Here is a 16,937-nt window from a genome sequence, read left to right as displayed (position 1 = left end):
CATGACCACTGCCGAAAACACCACTGCAACTGAACAACCCAAAGACAACAACCCACGCAAACGCAAAGTGATGCTGATCGGCCTGGCGCTGATCGTTATTCTCGGTGTGGTCGGCGTGTGGGGCTGGTATGAGTTCTACGGCCGCTTCAATGAAAGTACCGACGACGCCTATGTGAACGGCAACGTGGTGGAAATCACCCCGCTGGTCACCGGCACCGTGGTCAGCATCGGCGCCGACGATGGCGACCTGGTCCACGAAGGCCAGGTGCTGATCAACTTCGACCCCAACGACGCTGCCGTCGGCCTGCAGAGTGCCCAGGCCAACCTGGCCCGCACCGTGCGCCAGGTGCGCGGCTTGTACAGCAACGTCGATGGCATGAAAGCCCAGGTCAATGCGCAGAAAGCCGATGTGCAAACCGCCCAGGACAACTACAACCGTCGTAAGACCCTGGCCCAGGGCGGCGCGATTTCCCAGGAAGAACTGTCCCACGCCCGCGACAGCCTGACCGCCGCCAAGAACGCCTTGACCAACCTCGAGCAGCAACTGAAAACCAGCAATGCCTTGGTGGATGACACGGTGATTTCGTCCCACCCCGACGTGCAAGCTGCCGCCGCGCAGTTGCGCCAGGCCTACCTGGCCAATGCGCGCAGCACCTTGATCGCGCCGGTCACAGGTTACGTGGCCAAGCGCACCGTGCAATTGGGCCAGCGCGTACAGCCTGGCACCGCGTTGATGGCGGTGATTCCGCTGGACCAGCTGTGGATCGACGCCAACTTCAAGGAAACCCAGCTGCGTGATATGCGCATCGGCCAGCCAGTGGATATCGAATCGGACATCTACGGCAGCGACGTGAAGTACAGCGGCACCGTCGACAGCCTCGGCGCTGGTACCGGCAGTGCGTTCGCCTTGCTGCCGGCCCAGAACGCCACCGGTAACTGGATCAAGATCGTGCAACGGGTGCCGGTGCGCATCCATATCAACGCCGAAGAGTTGGCCAAGCACCCGCTGCGCGTGGGCCTGAGTACGGTGGTCAACGTGAACCTGCACGACCAGAGCGGCCCGGTGCTGGCGCAACAGGCGCCGCAGAAGGCGTCGTTCAGCACCAATGTGTATGACCGCCAATTGGCCGAGGCCGATGCCATGATCAACCAGTTGATCCATGACAACAGCGTCGCCGCTCCCAAGGCTGCGCAACGCTGATGAGCAATAACGCCTCGTTCACGCCACCCAGCCTGCTGATGGCCACTATTGGCCTGTCGCTGGCGACTTTTATGCAGGTGCTCGATACCACCATCGCCAACGTGGCGTTGCCGACTATCTCTGGCAACCTCGGGGTGAGTTCCGAGCAGGGCACCTGGGTGATCACCTCGTTTGCGGTGAGCAACGCCATCGCCTTGCCGCTTACCGGCTGGTTGAGCCGGCGCTTTGGCGAGGTGAAGCTGTTTTTGTGGGCGACCATCCTGTTTGTGCTGGCGTCGTTCCTCTGTGGGATTTCCACCTCAATGCCCGAGCTGATCGGCTTTCGGGTGCTGCAAGGCTTGGTCGCCGGGCCGTTGTACCCGATGACGCAGACGCTATTGATCGCGGTCTACCCACCCGCCAGGCGCGGCATGGCCCTGGCGTTACTGGCGATGGTCACCGTGGTGGCGCCCATTGCGGGGCCGATCCTCGGCGGCTGGATCACTGACAGCTACAGTTGGCCGTGGATCTTCTTCATCAACGTACCCATCGGTATCTTTGCGGTGATGGTGGTGCGTTCGCAGTTAAAGAAACGCCCGGTGGTCACCAGCTACCAGCCGATGGACTACGTCGGGCTGCTGAGCCTGATCGTCGGTGTCGGCGCCTTGCAGATCATCCTCGACAAGGGCAATGACCTGGACTGGTTCGAATCCAACTTCATCATCATCGGTGCGGCGATCTCGGTGGTGGCGCTGGCGGTGTTCATCATCTGGGAAATGACCGACAAGCATCCGGTGGTGAACCTGCGGCTGTTCGCTCACCGTAACTTCCGGATCGGCACTATCGTGTTGATCCTCGGTTATGCGGGCTTCTTCGGCATCAACCTGATCCTGCCGCAATGGCTGCAGACCCAGATGGGCTATACCGCCACCTGGGCCGGGCTGGCGGTGGCACCGATCGGTATCCTGCCGGTGCTGATGTCGCCGTTCGTGGGCAAGTACGCGCACAAGTTCGACTTGCGCCTGCTGGCGGGCCTGGCGTTCCTGGCGATTGGCTTGAGCTGCTTTATGCGCGCCGGTTTCACCAACGAAGTGGACTTCACCCACATCGCCCTGGTGCAGCTGTTCATGGGCATCGGCGTGGCGCTGTTCTTCATGCCGACCCTGAGCATCCTGATGTCCGACCTGCCGCCGCACCAGATTGCCGACGGCGCCGGGCTTGCGACCTTCCTGCGCACATTGGGCGGCAGCTTCGCGGCTTCGCTGACCACCTGGATCTGGATCCGCCGGGCCGACCAGCACCATGCCTATATGAGCGAGAGCATGACGCCCTATGACTCGGCCACCCGTGACGCCTTGCAGGCGCTCGGTGGAGCGGGGCAGAAGGCCTATACGCAGCTGGACCAGGTGCTCACCAGCCAGGCATACATGATGTCCACCGTGGATTACTTCACGTTGCTGGGGTGGATGTTCATGGGCTTGATGTTGCTGGTGTGGCTGGCCAAGCCGCCATTCACCGCAAAGGCGGGGCCTGCGGCCTCAGGCCACTAACCCGAGGCTGTACGCGGCCCAAAATGTGGGAGCGGGCTTGCTCGCGAATGCGGTGGTTCAGTCGATATATAAGTTGACTGACACACCGCCTTCGCGAGCAAGCCCGCTCCCACATTTGGAGCTTCATTCACAAGGTAGCTGTGGTGTTTGAGGATCATGCCCCTGGCAGTGCCAATTGCGGATTGACGAAGTCAAACGCCGCCAATTGAAACCCTTGCTCATCCACCTGCAACGCCCAGCCTTGTTTGTCCCAATCCCCCAGCACAATCCGTTTGGCCGCTTGGTCACCAATCTGCAACTTATGGATGGCCGGGCGGTGCGTATGGCCGTGCACCAGGGTGTGCACGCCGAACTGCTGCATCACCCGCGGGACTTCTTCGGGGGTTACATCGACAATGTCGTTGGCTTTCATGCGCACTTGGGCAGAACTTTCACTGCGCAACTTGCGCGCCAGTTTATGGCGCGTGCTCAACGGCAGGTGGCGCAGGATAAACAACACAATCGGGTTACGCAGGATACGCCGCAGCTTCATATAGCCAAGGTCGCGGGTGCAGAGGCTGTCGCCGTGCATCAACAGCACAGGCTCGCCATAGAATTGCACGACACTCGGGTCCTTGAGCAAGGTTGCGCCTGCCGCTTTGCAGAACGCCTTGCCGATCAGGAAATCGCGGTTGCCATGCATGATGAAAATCGGGGTGCCGCTGTCGCTCAGTTCACGCAGCGCTTCACAGATGGAACGCTGGAAGGGCGTCATCCCATCGTCGCCGATCCAGGCTTCAAAGAAGTCCCCCAGAATGTACAACGCCTGGGCACCACGGGCGCGACCGTGGAGTAAATCCAGAAACGCCCGGGTAATATCCGGGCGCTCCTCTTCCAGATGCAAATCTGAAATCAGCAATATCACGCTTCGATGATCTCGGCTTTCTCGACGATCACGTCTTCTGCTGGAACGTCCTGGTGACCGGCCTTGGACGTGGTGGACACGCCTTTGATCTTGTCGACAACGTCAGTGCCGGCGGTGACTTTACCGAATACCGCGTAGCCCCAGCCTTGCACGTTCTTGCCGCTGTGGTTGAGGAAGGTGTTTTCGGCGACGTTGATGAAGAACTGCGCGGAGGCCGAATGCGGCTCCATGGTACGGGCCATGGCGACGGTGTACTTGTCGTTGGAAAGGCCGTTGTCCGCTTCGTTCTGGATGCTTGGGCGCTTGTCTTTCTTTTCTTTCATGCCAGGCTCGAAACCGCCGCCCTGGATCATGAAGTTGCCGATGACACGGTGGAAAACGGTGTTTTCGTAGTGGCCGGCTTCAACGTATTCGATGAAGTTCTTGACGGTGATCGGCGCTTTCTCGGCGTTCAGCTCGATGACGATGTCACCGTGGTTGGTGGTCAGTTTGACTTGAGTCATGTTCACTACTCTTTTCAGGGAATTCGTGGGTGTGGACGCCTGGGCGCCTCGACCGGTTTGGCCTATCAGCGGCCAAGGTGCGCAGTTTAGCGTGCCTTGCAGGAATTTCGAGGTGGTTTTTTACCGCGCCTGTCATTAAAGCAGCAATTAAAGCAGCAGTTTTTGACCGTGCCCTGTCAGGTGGTTGACAGCATCGGCTATGATAAGCCCTTTGTTTTATCTGGCCCCACCTGGCCACGAACCTGTCTGTTCAAGGATCCTATGAGCAAGCCCACTGTCGACCCTACCTCGAATTCCAAGGCCGGACCTGCCGTCCCGGTCAATTTCCTGCGCCCGATCATCCAGGCGGACCTGGATTCGGGCAAGCATACGCAGATCGTTACCCGCTTCCCGCCAGAGCCCAACGGCTACCTGCACATCGGTCACGCCAAGTCGATCTGTGTGAACTTCGGCCTGGCCCAGGAGTTCGGTGGCGTCACGCACCTGCGTTTCGACGACACCAACCCGGCCAAGGAAGACCAGGAATACATCGACGCCATCGAAAGCGACATCAAGTGGCTGGGCTTCGAATGGTCCGGTGAAGTGCGCTATGCCTCCAAGTATTTCGACCAGTTGTTCGACTGGGCCGTCGAGCTGATCAAGGCCGGCAAGGCCTACGTCGACGACCTGACCCCGGAGCAGGCCAAGGAATACCGTGGCACCCTGACCGAACCCGGCAAGAACAGCCCGTTCCGCGACCGTTCGGTGGAAGAGAACCTCGACTGGTTCGCCCGCATGCGCGCCGGTGAGTTCCCGGACGGCGCCCGCGTACTGCGCGCCAAGATCGACATGGCCTCGCCGAACATGAACCTGCGCGACCCGATCATGTACCGCATCCGCCATGCCCACCATCACCAGACCGGTGACAAGTGGTGCATCTACCCCAACTACGACTTTACCCACGGCCAGTCGGACGCCATCGAAGGCATCACCCACTCCATCTGCACCCTGGAGTTCGAAAGCCATCGCCCGCTGTACGAGTGGTTTCTGGACAGCCTGCCAGTACCGGCGCACCCGCGTCAGTACGAGTTCAGCCGCCTGAACCTGAACTACACCATCACCAGCAAGCGCAAACTCAAGCAACTGGTGGATGAAAAGCACGTGCATGGCTGGGACGACCCACGCATGTCGACGCTGTCGGGTTTCCGCCGCCGTGGCTACACTCCGGCATCGATCCGTAATTTCTGCGAGATGGTCGGCACCAACCGTTCCGACGGCGTGGTCGACTACGGCATGCTCGAGTTCAGCATCCGCCAGGACCTCGACGCGAACGCCCCGCGCGCCATGTGCGTGCTGCGACCGTTGAAAGTCGTGATCACCAACTACCCGGAAGGCCAGGTCGAGAACCTCGAACTGCCGCGTCATCCGCAGAAAGAAGAGCTGGGCGTGCGCAAATTGCCGTTTGCCCGCGAAATCTACATCGACCGTGACGACTTCATGGAAGAGCCGCCCAAGGGCTACAAGCGCCTGGAGCCGAACGGCGAAGTGCGCCTGCGCGGCAGCTACGTGATCCGCGCTGACGAAGCGATCAAGGACGCCGATGGCAACATCGTCGAACTGCGTTGCTCGTACGATCCGGATACCCTGGGCAAGAACCCTGAAGGCCGCAAGGTCAAGGGCGTGGTCCACTGGGTTCCGGCTGCCGCCAGCATCGAGTGTGAAGTGCGTCTGTACGATCGCCTGTTCCGTTCGCCGAACCCTGAGAAGGCCGAAGACAGCGCGAGCTTCCTGGACAACATCAATCCTGATTCCCTGCAAGTACTCACGGGTTGTCGTGCCGAGCCATCACTTGGCGACGCACAGCCGGAAGACCGTTTCCAGTTCGAGCGCGAAGGTTACTTCTGCGCGGATATCAAGGACTCGAAACCCGGTGCTCCGGTATTCAACCGTACCGTGACCTTGCGAGATTCGTGGGGCCAGTGATCAAGTCTTAAGGGATTCATCGTGCTAACGATCTACAACACGCTCAGCAAGACCAAAGAAGTCTTCAAGCCGCTGGATGGCAACAAGGTGCGCATGTACGTGTGCGGCATGACCGTGTACGACTACTGCCACATCGGCCACGGCCGCAGTATGGTTGCCTTCGACCTGGTGACCCGCTGGCTGCGTTTCAGTGGCTATGACTTGACGTACGTGCGCAACATCACCGACATCGACGACAAGATCATCAACCGCGCCAATGAAAACGGCGAGTCGTTCGACGCGCTGACCGAGCGCATGATCGCCGCCATGCACGAGGACGAGGCGCGCCTCAACATCCTCAAGCCGGACATGGAACCGCGTGCCACGGACCACATCCCCGGCATGCACGCGATGATCCAGACCCTGATCGACAAGGGTTACGCCTACGCCCCAGGCAATGGTGACGTGTACTACCGCGTCGCCAAGTTCATGGGCTACGGCAAGCTGTCGCGCAAGAAAATCGAAGACCTGCGCATCGGCGCCCGCATCGAAGTCGACGAGGCCAAGCAAGACCCGCTCGACTTCGTGCTATGGAAAGGCACCAAGCCCGGCGAGCCGAGCTGGGAATCGCCATGGGGCGCCGGGCGTCCGGGTTGGCACATCGAATGCTCGGTGATGTCCACCTGCTGCCTGGGCGAGACTTTCGACATTCATGGCGGCGGCAGCGACCTGGAGTTCCCGCACCACGAAAACGAAATCGCGCAAAGCGAAGCCGCCACCGGCAAGACCTACGCCAACGCCTGGATGCACTGCGGCATGATCCGCATCAATGGCGAGAAGATGTCCAAGTCCTTGAACAACTTCTTCACCATCCGCGACGTGCTGGAAAAGTACCATCCGGAAGTGGTGCGTTACCTGCTGGTGTCCAGCCACTACCGCAGCGCCATCAACTACTCGGAAGACAACCTCAAAGACGCCAAAGGCGCTCTGGAACGGTTCTACCACGCGTTGAAAGGCTTGCCCGCCGTTGCTCCGGCTGGCGGTGAAGCCTTCGTGGCGCGGTTTACCGAAGTCATGAACGATGACTTTGGTACTCCGGAAGCCTGCGCGGTGCTGTTTGAAATGGTGCGTGAGATCAACCGCCTGCGTGAGAGCGATCTTGACGCGGCGGCGGGTCTGGCGGCGCGCCTGAAAGAGCTGGCCAGCGTGCTCGGCGTGTTGCAGATGGAAGCCGATGAGTTCCTGCAAGCCGGTGCTGAAGGGCGTGTGGATGCCGCAGAGGTAGATGCACTGATCCAGGCGCGTCTGGCTGCTCGGGTTGGTAAAGACTGGGCGGAATCCGACCGTATCCGTGACCAACTGACCGCGATGGGTGTGGTGTTGGAAGATGGGAAGGGCGGGACGACGTGGCGGTTGGCTGATCAGGCCTGATCGGTAGCCTGATCCAGATGTGGGAGGGGGCTTGCTCCCGATGGCGGTAGGTCAGTCAGTTCGTCTGCAACTGACCCACCGCCATCGGGAGCAAGCCCCCTCCCACTTTTGACCGTGCTCACTTTGCTCGGTCTTCGGATCAGATCTATCCGTGAATTGGTTTGTCTTTGAGTTTTAGCGTTTTATCCACCATCAGCTGAATCCCCTCCAGCATCCGGCAAATTCCCAGAGCTACGCTACGCGGGGTGCCTTCGATCTCAAAAGCCAAATGGCTTGCCAGCGCTTGAACCGACGCAAGATCCTCCGAGGCGTTGGCCAGCAGCGTCTCGACGTCTAATCCTTCACGTACGGTAAACAAACCATGATCCTCAGCAGATGGCTCTGGTTTTTCAGACGGGTTCAGGTAGTGATTTATCGCTCGATGAGCGGCAGTGTGAAATGCGGTTGAATCTGACGGTGGATTCGGACTGTCTTTAATCATGGCGTAGCTCCTAGAGTATTGGAGTCACCACCCATCGCTGCGAAACGATATTTGGGTGGCAGCTGTACGCAGGTTCGCAGACCGGGACTCTAGCACCCGGCATACCCGAAGGTATCCCGCGCACAGCCGCCATAACATCAGGCATTAAAAAGCGCCCGCTATCTGAGGTGGACGCTGTGCGTCTAGAGTTTAACCGGGCTGCGAAACCCGGTCGCTGAGTTTTCAGCGACCACCGAAGATTAGGCAGCCATCTTCCGAGCGACAACCCTAAAACGCTGTCGGAAATTTCCTTGCGGCGTTTACCCGCCTGAAGTTTGCAATACCTGTGCTAGGTAGGGGGGCCTTGTACTGACTTTATAGGCGTTACTAGCGGCGTCGTTATAGATCGTCTCGTGGTACTTGCCGTCCTTGAAATGCAAAGCGACGCCATCATCGACCGCGTAGGCGGGTTGTATCCCCTCACGCTGAACAAGCTCGACAAACGAGGTTTCCCTTCCTGCTTCTGAGCTGAAATGCGGACACAGTGCTCCTGGCAGCAATCCCAGGCCGTGAACCAGCGCAAACGCTCCCCCTGAATCGGAATGCCCATGCTCAAACCAGCAAATGGCGCCTGCACTGACACCACACAGGACTTTGCCGTTTTCCCAGGCCCTCTTCAGACGGTCCACTACAGCAAATTCGCGCCAGACCGCCAACATGGCGCGGGTATTTCCGCCTGGCACGTAAATGATGTCGGCTTGCTCAAAGAGTGATGAAACATGGTTGGCGTTGGGGAAGGGTGAAATGAAAAATGCCAGCGTGGTTACGCGGCAGCCAGCGCTTTCATATTTGGCGGTGAAATCGGAAATCTTGATTCGGTCATCGCCATTGGCGGTGGAGATATAGAGCACAGTAGGGTGCGTTTTGCCTGATGACGCGACGATGTGTTTATCGATACGCGTCATACGCTGCATGTCTTCGGTGGCCTCGCCGCCAATCACAATAATGTGCTTAGTCATCCTGACCTCCTGTCCGTCTTGCGCGATATGAGTGCCTGCCGCCGCTATGAAGATTGCATCACTTGATACCGACTCTGAACAAAACCATTGTCCGACTCATGCGTGCCGACATGGCGAAGCTCAAGTTCTCGACCGATCTGGCTGAAGAGTGGGATCCCTTGCCCGAGTAAAACCGGGATCCGCGTAATGATCAGCTCATCGATCAGGCCCGCTTCAAGAAACGCCTGGATCGTTTGGCCACCGTCGATATAGAGATGCTTCATGCCGCGCTCGGCTAACTGTGCCACCAGCGCGATTGGCTCCAGGGACATCACCTCGACCTTGCCCTGCAAATACGTCGGGATTCCTACGGCTTGGTGAGAAAGGGCGATGAGCGGCATACCGTCATAGGGCCACGCCGGAAACGACAGGACTTTCTCCAGGGTTTTGCGGCCCATTACCAGCGCATCAACTGTCGCAATGAAGCTTTCATATGTCACACCGTTCAGTTCTGCCAGCTCATATTCCGGCCGATGCAGCCACTCGATATCGCCATCTGGCCGGGCGATGAAACCGTCAATGCTTGCGGCGATAAAAACGGAAGACTTGATATCCATGATGGGAATTCCTTTTCCTGATGTCCGAAAGACGTCCCCGGCACACATCCGATCTTGCACCTGGCACCGATTCAAATGTGGGAGCGGGCTTGCTCGCGAATGCGGTCTGTCAGTTGATGATAGTGGCGACTGATACATCGCTTTCGCGAGCAAGCCCGCTCCCACATTTTTGACCGTGTTCATTCAAGTAATCAGCGGCGGCTGCTGACCTCGGCAGGGACGTCATCACCAGCCATGCGCTTGCGGAACAACGCGGTACGCGCCAGCAGCAAGGTAGTCACCGGCACCGTGATCGACAACAAAATCGGAATCAACCACCCGTGCAACACCGGCCCGGATTTGAGCACCGAAAAGTAGATGATCGACGCCAACGCCACACTCCAGGCGCCCAACGTCGAGGCCAGCGCCGGCGGATGCATGCGCTGGAAGAAGTCCTTCATCCGCAGCAATCCCACCGCTCCGATTAACGCAAACAGGCCGCTCAATACCAGCAGCGCCGCCACTATGATTTCAACCCATAACGGCATCATTCAATCACCTCCCCACGCAGCAGGAATTTCGCCAGGGCAAACGAGCCGACGAAGCCGAACAACGCAATCAACAGCGCCGCTTCAAAGTAAGTGTCACTGGCATAGCGAATACCCAGGGTCAGCATCATCAGCATCGCCAGGATGTACAGGTAGTCCAGCGCCAGTACCCGGTCCTGGGCCGACGGGCCTTTGAACAGGCGCACCAGGGTCAGCACCATCGCCAGGGAGAACAGGAACAGGCTGAACAGGATCGCATTGGCGAGCAGGGCGCTCATTCGAAGATCTCCATCAGGGGCCGTTCGTAGTCGTGTTTGAAGTGCTGGATGAATAGCGCGTCGTCATCCAGGTCGAAGACGTGCAACAGCAGGATGCTGCGGTCTAGCGCCAGCTCCGACCAGACGGTGCCGGGCGTCACGCTGGTGATCATCGCCAGCACGGCCAGGCCATTGGCGTCGCGCAGGTCCAGGGGGATCTTGATAAAGCGCGAGCGCGGTGGGCGTGAGCCGCAGGTGAGTACACCCCAGGCCACCTGCAGGTTGGAGATGATCACGTCGCGGCCAACCCGGAAAAACAGGCGGACTATTACGCCAGGGCGGCGGATACGGATCGGCAACGGGCGCAGTGGCGCCATCAACAAGGGTGCAAGAACGCCCAGCAATGCGCCCAGCAGCAGGTTGCCGGGGCTGATCGACAGGTTCAGCACCAGCCACAAGACCCATAACGCCACTGATAGCCACGGGGCAGGGAACAGGCGCTTCATGGCTGCACCCCCAGCGCGGCGGCCTTGGCTTCGGGGCTTGGCACCGGACGCGTGGCCAGCACCGCCATCACGTAGTGTTCCGGGTTGTTCAGGCTTTCGGCGGCGGCCTGGGTGTAGCGCATCAGCGGCTCGGCCTTGAAGGTCAGCAGGATGCTGAGACCGAGCAGGAAGAAGATTGGCACACATTCGTAGCGACGCAGCAACGGCGAGGGGCGCTCTTCCGGGGTCCAGAAGCGCTGGATGCCGAGGCGGGCGAAGGCGATCAGCGAGGCCAGGCCAGACAGAATCAGCAGCGCCACCAGGCCCCAGGCCGCAGGGCGGATCGATTCGTCCACGGCGTTGCCCAGGCCCAGTGGGTTGATCAGCGCACTCAACAGGCTGAGCTTGCCGATGAACCCGGACAAGGGTGGCATGCCGATAATCAGCAGCGCGCAGGCGATAAAGCTCAAGCCGAGAAAGGCCATGGTCCAGGGGATGACCTGGCCGACCACGGCTTTCTGCTCATCGTCCAGGTTCACGCCAGGGCGCGGATGCAGCGATTCCATGGCCTTGGGCAGCGCATCGATCTCTTCATCCAGCGGCAGGTCGTTGGCTGAACGCGAACGCTCGATCAACTCCGCCAGCAGGAACAACGCACTCAACGCCAGGGTGGAGCTGACCAGATAGAACAACGCCCCAGCGGTCAGGCTCGGCTGGGCAAACCCCACTGCCGACAGCAGGATCCCGGCCGAGACCAGAATGCTCAGGCTAGCCATGCGCTCCAGGCGCTGCGCCGCTACCATCGCCAGCGCCGCGCAGATGATCGTCGCCATGCCGCCGTACACCAGCCAGTCGCCGCCAAACAGCGCCGAAGCGCCGGCCTGGCCGGAGAACAGCAAGGTCCACAGGCGCAGCACGGTGTACACGCCGACCTTGGTCATGATCGCAAACATCGCCGCCACCGGCGCGCTGGCCGAAGAGTAGGCGGGCGCCAGCCAGAAGTTCAATGGCCACATCCCGGCCTTGGCCAGGAACGCCGTGGCGAGGATCGCCGCACCGGCATGCAACAGGCCACGATCAGCCTCCGGCACCAACGGGATTTTCAACGCCAGGTCAGCGAAGTTCAGTGTGCCGGTAACACCGTAGATCATCGCCGCGCCAATCAGGAACAGCGACGACGCCAGCAGGTTGATTGCAATGTAATGCAGCCCCGACGACACCCGCGCGCGGCCGGAACCGTGCAGCATCAGGCCGTAGGACGCCGCCAGCAGCACCTCGAAGAACACGAACAGGTTGAATAGGTCTGCGGTGAGGAACGCGCCATACAAACCCATCAGCTGGATCTGGAACAGTGCGTGGAAACTGGTGCCCGCACGGTCCCAACGGGCCATGGCAAACAGCAGCGCGCTCACGCCGATAATGCCGGTCAGCACCAGCATCATCGCCGACAGTTGGTCGACCACCAAGACGATGCCAAACGGCACCTGCCAGTTGCCCGGCAGATACACACCAATCGAGCCGGGGCCGCCTTGTTGCGTCCAGTACAGCAGCAGGATAGCGATGCCCAGGCCGATCACACTGGAGCACAGATTGATCCGGGCCTTCAGCGGGCGGCGTTTCTCGCCCAGCATCAGCATCAACCCGGCGGTGAGCAGCGGCAGCAGGATCGGCGCGACGATCAGTTGATTCATCCACGTCATTCCTTGGGCTCCCGGCCGTCCACATGGTCAGTGCCGGTCAGGCCCCGGGACGCCAGCAGCACCACCAGGAACAAAGCGGTCATGGCGAAGCTGATCACGATCGCCGTCAGCACCAGGGCCTGGGGCAACGGGTCGGTGTAGTTGAGCAGGTCTTGGGGCACGCCGTCCTTGATGATCGGTTCCTTGCCAATAAACAGGCTGCCCATGCTGAAAATGAACAGGTTGACCCCGTAGGACAGCAGGCACAAACCCATCACCACCTGGAACGTCCGTGGCCGCAGGATCAACCAGACGCCGGAGGCCGCCAGGACCCCAATGGCGATTGCGATGACTTCTTCCATCAGGCGGCTCCTTCAGTTGCGGCAACCACTTTGGGCTGGTTGCTCGGTTTATGCGCTCGCACGGATTGGTGGCCGAGAGCGGTCAATATCAGCAGTGTGGAACCTACGACCGTGGCGTACACGCCGACGTCGAAGAACAATGCACTGGCAATATGGATGTCACCCAGCAGCGGCACGCTGAAATGCCAGGTATGAGTGGTGAGGAACGGGTAGCCGACGAACAGCGCGCCGAGCCCGGTCAAAGTCGCCGAAAGCAGGCCGAAGCCCATCCAGCGCATTGGCCGCAGGCTCATCTGCGCCTCGACCCACTGCGTGCCAGCCACCATGTATTGCAGGATAAACGCCACCGACATCACCAAGCCGGCAACGAAGCCGCCGCCCGGTTGGTTGTGGCCGCGCATGAACAGGTAGAACGACACCACCAGCGCAATCGGCAGCAGCAGGCGCACCAGCACCGCCGGCACCATCATGAAACCCAGGGCGGTATCGCTGGCCTGGCGTGGGTTGACCAGGTCGGTGGCCACGTCGGGTGCCAATTGGCGCTGTTGTGGCGGCAACTCCATGCTTTCTTTAGACGGACGGAAGCGTCGCAGCAGGGCGTACACGGTCAATGCCACGGCGCCGAGCACGGTGATCTCGCCCAGGGTGTCGAAGCCCCGGAAGTCCACGAGCATCACGTTCACCACATTGCTGCCGCCGCCTTCGGGCAGGGCGCGGCTCAGGTAGAACGAGGAGATATCGTTGGGCGTCTGGCGGGTCAGCATCGCGTAGGACAACAACGCCATTCCGCCACCCACCACGGTGGACAGCAGGAAGTCGCGCACCCGGCGAATCCGCGCCTTGCGCAGGGTGTTGGGCAGTGGCCAAACTTCTTCGATCCGCCGCGGCAGCCAGCGCAGGCCGAGCAGGATCAGCACGGTAGTCACCACTTCCACTACCAATTGGGTCAGGGCCAGGTCCGGCGCCGAGAACCACACGAAGGTCACGCAGGTCATCAGGCCGCACACGCTGACCATGGTCAGGGCCGCGAGCCGGTGATACTTGGCTTGCCAGGCGGCGCCGAGGGCGCAGGCAATCGCCAGCAGCCACAGGGTGACAAACACGATGGAGCCAGGGATCTTCGGTCGGTCGCCCCAACTGAGGCCACTGTTGATCATGGGGATCATGGCGCCGACCACCGCCAGCAGCACCAGCAGGAACAACTGGGTTTGCAGGCGCTTGGTGCTGATGCGTTTCTCGATTCGGCGCACGCCGCGCATCATCACCACCAGGCAGCGCTCGAAGCCGCGCTTGCCGTTGAAGTAGCTGATCAGCGGCGGGTACTTGAAGCGCCCGCGCTTGAGCTGCTTGCGCAGCAACAGGTACAGCACCACACCGCCGGACATGGCCACCAGGCTCATGATCATCGGCGCGTTCCAGCCATGCCAGATCGCCAGGCTATATTCCGGTAGCACGCCACCGACCACCGGCAGCGCCGCGGCGGCGAGGATCGAGCCGACCACCTGGGCCGGGAAGATCCCCACCAGCAGGCAGGTAAACACCAGCAACTCGACCGGCGCGCGCATCCAGCGCGGTGGCTCGTGGGGTGTGTGCGGCAAGTCGGTGGCAGGCGGGCCGAAGAACACATCCACGGTAAAGCGCAGGGCATAGGCGACGCTGAAGGTACCGGCGATGGTCGCGATCACCGGCAGGGCGATTTCTACCCATTGGGTCGACGAGATAAACACGGTTTCAGCGAAGAACATCTCTTTGGACAGGAAACCGTTGAGCAACGGCACCCCGGCCATGGACGCACTGGCTACCATCGCCAGGGTCGCGGTAAACGGGATCAGGCGCACCAGGCCACTGAGCTTGCGGATATCCCGCGTGCCGCTTTCGTGGTCGATGATGCCCGCCGCCATGAACAGCGAAGCCTTGAAGGTGGCGTGGTTGAGAATATGGAACACCGCAGCGACGGCGGCCAACGGGCTGTTGAGGCCCAGCAGCAGGGTGATCAGCCCGAGGTGGCTGATGGTGGAGTAGGCCAGCAGGCCCTTGAGATCGTTTTGAAACATGGCGCAGTAAGCGCCGAGGAGGAGGGTGAGGGCGCCGGCACCGCCGACGATCCAGAACCATTCTTCGCTGCCGGACAGCGACGGCCACAGGCGGGCCAGCAGGAACACGCCGGCCTTCACCATCGTCGCCGAGTGCAGGTAGGCTGAGACCGGAGTCGGCGCCGCCATGGCGTGGGGCAGCCAGAAGTGGAACGGGAACTGCGCGCTTTTGCTCAAGGCACCGATCAGCACCAGGGCCAGCATGACTGGGTAGAGGGAGTGCGCGCGAATCTGATCGCCCGCCGCCAGTACCAGGTCCAGGTCGTAGCTGCCGACGATATGCCCCAGCAACATCACCCCCGCCAGCAGGCACAGGCCGCCGGCGCCGGTGACCATCAGCGCCATATAGGCACCGCGTCGCGCATCGGCGCGGTGATGCCAATAGCCGATCAACAGGAACGAGAACAGGCTGGTCAGTTCCCAGAAGAATACGATCTGGATCAGGTTGCCGGAGATCACGAGGCCAAGCATGGCGCCCATGAACGCGAGGAAGAACGCGAAAAAACGCGGCACCGGATCGTCCGGCGACATGTAATAACGCGCATACAACGCCACCAGTGAGCCGATGCCCAGCACCAGCATCGAGAACAGCCAGGCAAACCCATCCATGCGCAGCACGAAGTTCAGCCCGAGGCTGGGCAACCACATGAATTCTTCGCGGATCACGCCACCATGGGCGATCTGGGGGTAGAGCAGGGCGACTTGAATAGTGCCGACCAGGGCCACAAGGCCGGCCAACAGGGATTCGGTGTTACGTGCATTGTGCGGCAGCAAGGCCGCCAGACAGCTGCCGATAAAAGGCAGAAGCAGTAGAACTATCAGGGACATAGGCTTCTAATCTGCGGAAGTTTGGGATGCATCATACGTGCCGCTTTCACGATCACCAAACGGCAAGATGTGGCAGGATCCTACAGGAGCAGTAGAAAACAGTTACAAGCGGCAAGCTACAAGAGAATAGCCGTGTGTATTTCTTGCAGCTTGTAGCTTGCCGCTCACAGTATCAACCTTGATTTTCAGGCTCTACAGCGCGTTGAGTATCGACAGCTGTCGAGCTGCTCCTCTTCCACTCACTCACAATCACGGCCACCACAATCAAAGCCGCCCCCACCATCGCGATGGGTGCAAAACGCTCGCCAGCTATCCGCCCGATCACACCGGCCCACACCGGCTCACCCGCGTAAATCAAGGTAGCCCGCGTTGGCGATACGCTGCGTTGCGCCCAGTTCATCGCTACCTGGATCACCGCACTGGTCAAGCCCAGGCCTACCGCACTGAACAGCAGCAACCAGGAAAACCCCGGCAATGCCTCACCCATCGGTACTACCATCAGGAAAGACAACAACGACGCCGTGGCCAGTTGCACCACGGTTACCCGGCGTACATCCACCTGGCCCGCATAGGCGCTGATCAGAATGATCTCGGCCGCGACCGCCATCGCACAGATCAACGTGGCTATTTCACCGGGGCTGAAGTTAAACGAGGCCCCCGCCGGCCCGGTCAACAGCATCAACCCGGTAAACGCCAACATAATGCCAATGCTTGGCATCAGTGCCGGACGCCGTCCCAGGACCAGCCACTGCAACAACGGCACGAATGGCACATACAAGGCGGTGATAAAGGCCGATTGGCTGCTCGGGATGCTCTGCAGCCCAATGGTCTGCAACCCGTAGCCAAACATGATCGACACACCAATGAAGACGCCGGCCTTCAGTTCCAGCACAGTCAGGTCGCGCAGGGTACGCAAGGTAAAGAAACCCACCACAAGGGTTGCCGCCGCAAACCGCAGGCCGACAAAAAACATCGGCCCGCTGACAGTCATGGCGTGTTGCACCAGCAAAAAGGTGCCCCCCCAGATCATGGTGATCACCACCAGGATGCATTCGGCTTTACTGAAACGGTTGAAACGCGAAGGGGAGTTCGGGGCGGTCATGGCGGCTCGGTCTTGCAAGG

At 60.4% G+C, this 16,937-nt stretch carries 16 protein-coding genes; 4 read left to right on the top strand and 12 right to left on the bottom strand.

Annotation, left to right across the window (positions count from 1 at the left end):
- The first annotated feature begins 1 nt into the window (after position 1).
- Together JFT66_RS20225 and JFT66_RS20220 are read left to right on the top strand one after the other, a co-directional pair.
- Entirely contained in the window at positions 2–1,201 is a 1,200-nt protein-coding gene (locus JFT66_RS20225; protein ID WP_034120307.1) for an HlyD family secretion protein, read from the top strand.
- Positions 1,201–2,730: a DHA2 family efflux MFS transporter permease subunit gene (locus tag JFT66_RS20220; RefSeq protein WP_153839276.1), complete on the top strand. Its 1,530-nt coding sequence runs from the start codon at positions 1,201–1,203 to the stop codon at positions 2,728–2,730. The genes JFT66_RS20225 and JFT66_RS20220 overlap by 1 nt, the downstream gene beginning before the upstream one ends.
- A 154-nt stretch (positions 2,731–2,884) precedes the next feature.
- On the opposite strand, the gene lpxH is transcribed toward JFT66_RS20220, so the two are convergent.
- Positions 2,885–3,634, bottom strand: coding sequence for a UDP-2,3-diacylglucosamine diphosphatase (gene lpxH / locus JFT66_RS20215; protein ID WP_162524949.1), 750 nt, complete (start codon positions 3,632–3,634; stop codon positions 2,885–2,887).
- On the bottom strand, positions 3,631–4,137 hold the full coding sequence (locus tag JFT66_RS20210; protein ID WP_153839278.1) for a peptidylprolyl isomerase: 507 nt from the start codon (positions 4,135–4,137) through the stop codon (positions 3,631–3,633). Before JFT66_RS20210 ends, lpxH begins: the two co-directional genes overlap by 4 nt.
- Before the next feature lie 261 nt (positions 4,138–4,398).
- Between JFT66_RS20210 and JFT66_RS20205 the strand changes: the two genes are divergently transcribed.
- A complete protein-coding gene (locus JFT66_RS20205) occupies positions 4,399–6,099 on the top strand; it encodes a glutamine--tRNA ligase/YqeY domain fusion protein (protein WP_153870781.1) in 1,701 nt (566 codons plus the stop codon).
- Between the two features lie 21 nt (positions 6,100–6,120).
- Complete coding sequence (gene cysS / locus JFT66_RS20200; protein ID WP_034120300.1) at positions 6,121–7,509, top strand: cysteine--tRNA ligase; 1,389 nt, start codon at positions 6,121–6,123, stop codon at positions 7,507–7,509.
- A gap of 145 nt (positions 7,510–7,654) precedes the next feature.
- On the opposite strand, the gene JFT66_RS20195 is transcribed toward cysS, so the two are convergent.
- The 10 genes from JFT66_RS20195 to JFT66_RS20150 all read right to left on the bottom strand — a co-directional run bounded on the left by JFT66_RS20195 (position 7,655) and on the right by JFT66_RS20150 (position 16,917).
- Positions 7,655–7,990, bottom strand: coding sequence for a DUF6124 family protein (locus JFT66_RS20195; RefSeq protein WP_034120298.1), 336 nt, complete (start codon positions 7,988–7,990; stop codon positions 7,655–7,657).
- 299 nt (positions 7,991–8,289) lie between these two features.
- Positions 8,290–8,988, bottom strand: a complete 699-nt coding sequence (locus JFT66_RS20190) for a peptidase E (RefSeq protein ID WP_034120296.1) — start codon at positions 8,986–8,988, stop codon at positions 8,290–8,292.
- Between the two features lie 44 nt (positions 8,989–9,032).
- Positions 9,033–9,584: a dihydrofolate reductase family protein gene (locus JFT66_RS20185; protein WP_153839279.1), complete on the bottom strand. Its 552-nt coding sequence runs from the start codon at positions 9,582–9,584 to the stop codon at positions 9,033–9,035.
- Positions 9,585–9,775: 191 nt separating this feature from the next.
- On the bottom strand, positions 9,776–10,114 hold the full coding sequence (locus JFT66_RS20180) for a Na+/H+ antiporter subunit G (protein ID WP_153839280.1): 339 nt from the start codon (positions 10,112–10,114) through the stop codon (positions 9,776–9,778).
- Positions 10,111–10,389 (bottom strand): K+/H+ antiporter subunit F, encoded by a 279-nt coding sequence (locus tag JFT66_RS20175; RefSeq protein WP_003192168.1) that lies wholly within the window; start codon positions 10,387–10,389, stop codon positions 10,111–10,113. The genes JFT66_RS20180 and JFT66_RS20175 overlap by 4 nt, the downstream gene beginning before the upstream one ends.
- Positions 10,386–10,874, bottom strand: a complete 489-nt coding sequence (locus tag JFT66_RS20170; protein ID WP_034120291.1) for a Na+/H+ antiporter subunit E — start codon at positions 10,872–10,874, stop codon at positions 10,386–10,388. Before JFT66_RS20170 ends, JFT66_RS20175 begins: the two co-directional genes overlap by 4 nt.
- Positions 10,871–12,553, bottom strand: a complete 1,683-nt coding sequence (locus JFT66_RS20165; protein WP_034120290.1) for a monovalent cation/H+ antiporter subunit D — start codon at positions 12,551–12,553, stop codon at positions 10,871–10,873. Before JFT66_RS20165 ends, JFT66_RS20170 begins: the two co-directional genes overlap by 4 nt.
- Positions 12,550–12,894: a Na+/H+ antiporter subunit C gene (locus JFT66_RS20160; RefSeq protein WP_003192163.1), complete on the bottom strand. Its 345-nt coding sequence runs from the start codon at positions 12,892–12,894 to the stop codon at positions 12,550–12,552. Before JFT66_RS20160 ends, JFT66_RS20165 begins: the two co-directional genes overlap by 4 nt.
- Complete coding sequence (locus tag JFT66_RS20155) at positions 12,894–15,815, bottom strand: monovalent cation/H+ antiporter subunit A (RefSeq protein ID WP_153839281.1); 2,922 nt, start codon at positions 15,813–15,815, stop codon at positions 12,894–12,896. Before JFT66_RS20155 ends, JFT66_RS20160 begins: the two co-directional genes overlap by 1 nt.
- A 172-nt stretch (positions 15,816–15,987) precedes the next feature.
- The gene (locus JFT66_RS20150; RefSeq protein WP_034120288.1) at positions 15,988–16,917 is read right to left on the bottom strand and encodes a DMT family transporter; all 930 of its coding nucleotides are present in this window, start codon (positions 16,915–16,917) and stop codon (positions 15,988–15,990) included.
- Positions 16,918–16,937 lie beyond the last annotated feature (20 nt).

It is taken from the genome of Pseudomonas sp. MF6755 (genome assembly GCF_016405635.1).
GTDB lineage: Bacteria > Pseudomonadota > Gammaproteobacteria > Pseudomonadales > Pseudomonadaceae > Aquipseudomonas > Aquipseudomonas haemolytica.
Note: the sequence above shows the minus strand (reverse complement) of the source record. Positions and strands in the feature narration are given on the sequence as shown.

What these genes read in the sequence shown, in the direction of transcription:
- JFT66_RS20225 (WP_034120307.1), top strand. Translation starts at nt 2, where the DNA reads ATGACCACTGCCGAAAACACCACTGCAACTGAACAACCCAAAGACAAC.
- JFT66_RS20220 (WP_153839276.1), top strand. Translation starts at nt 1,201, where the DNA reads ATGAGCAATAACGCCTCGTTCACGCCACCCAGCCTGCTGATGGCCACT.
- JFT66_RS20210 (WP_153839278.1), bottom strand. Translation starts at nt 4,137, where the DNA reads ATGACTCAAGTCAAACTGACCACCAACCACGGTGACATCGTCATCGAG.
- JFT66_RS20205 (WP_153870781.1), top strand. Translation starts at nt 4,399, where the DNA reads ATGAGCAAGCCCACTGTCGACCCTACCTCGAATTCCAAGGCCGGACCT.
- JFT66_RS20195 (WP_034120298.1), bottom strand. Translation starts at nt 7,990, where the DNA reads ATGATTAAAGACAGTCCGAATCCACCGTCAGATTCAACCGCATTTCAC.
- JFT66_RS20190 (WP_034120296.1), bottom strand. Translation starts at nt 8,988, where the DNA reads ATGACTAAGCACATTATTGTGATTGGCGGCGAGGCCACCGAAGACATG.
- JFT66_RS20185 (WP_153839279.1), bottom strand. Translation starts at nt 9,584, where the DNA reads ATGGATATCAAGTCTTCCGTTTTTATCGCCGCAAGCATTGACGGTTTC.
- JFT66_RS20180 (WP_153839280.1), bottom strand. Translation starts at nt 10,114, where the DNA reads ATGATGCCGTTATGGGTTGAAATCATAGTGGCGGCGCTGCTGGTATTG.
- JFT66_RS20175 (WP_003192168.1), bottom strand. Translation starts at nt 10,389, where the DNA reads ATGAGCGCCCTGCTCGCCAATGCGATCCTGTTCAGCCTGTTCCTGTTC.
- JFT66_RS20170 (WP_034120291.1), bottom strand. Translation starts at nt 10,874, where the DNA reads ATGAAGCGCCTGTTCCCTGCCCCGTGGCTATCAGTGGCGTTATGGGTC.
- JFT66_RS20165 (WP_034120290.1), bottom strand. Translation starts at nt 12,553, where the DNA reads ATGACGTGGATGAATCAACTGATCGTCGCGCCGATCCTGCTGCCGCTG.
- JFT66_RS20160 (WP_003192163.1), bottom strand. Translation starts at nt 12,894, where the DNA reads ATGGAAGAAGTCATCGCAATCGCCATTGGGGTCCTGGCGGCCTCCGGC.
- JFT66_RS20155 (WP_153839281.1), bottom strand. Translation starts at nt 15,815, where the DNA reads ATGTCCCTGATAGTTCTACTGCTTCTGCCTTTTATCGGCAGCTGTCTG.
- JFT66_RS20150 (WP_034120288.1), bottom strand. Translation starts at nt 16,917, where the DNA reads ATGACCGCCCCGAACTCCCCTTCGCGTTTCAACCGTTTCAGTAAAGCC.